This is a genomic window from Streptomyces durocortorensis, from assembly GCF_016901035.1.
Taxonomy (GTDB): Bacteria; Actinomycetota; Actinomycetes; order Streptomycetales; family Streptomycetaceae; genus Streptomyces; species Streptomyces durocortorensis.
In genome coordinates this window covers 1-262 of the sequence record NZ_JAFEUF010000601.1, presented here as the reverse complement: position 1 = coordinate 262, position 262 = coordinate 1, and the positions used below count along the sequence as shown (strand labels likewise).

Sequence of the window (262 nt, the reverse complement as noted above, 5' to 3'; positions counted from 1 at the left end):
CGCACATCATAGAACAAAACTGAATGTTGAACTTCGCCCTCAATCCGGCAACCTTCATTGATGACCGACTGTTCGACACAGGCATCTTTGCCGATGAACTGTGGCGTCTGGTTCGGGTTGACCGAGTAGATTTTAAAGTCCGGATCATATAGATCTAACGGTGGATCTTCTTCGAGTAAGTCCATGTTGGCTTCCCAAAGCGATTGAATCGTCCCGACGTCTTTCCAGTAACCTTTAAATTTATACGCGAACACGTCTAAAC

At 45.8% G+C, this 262-nt stretch carries 2 pseudogenes; both read right to left on the bottom strand.

What is annotated here, in order from left to right:
* Window positions 1-185, bottom strand: a pseudogene (gene glgC / locus JS521_RS36220) (glucose-1-phosphate adenylyltransferase); the annotation flags it as partial.
* A gap of 21 nt (window positions 186-206) precedes the next feature.
* Window positions 207-254, bottom strand: a pseudogene (locus tag JS521_RS37630) (hypothetical protein); the annotation flags it as partial.
* Between the last annotated feature and the right edge of the window lie 8 nt (window positions 255-262).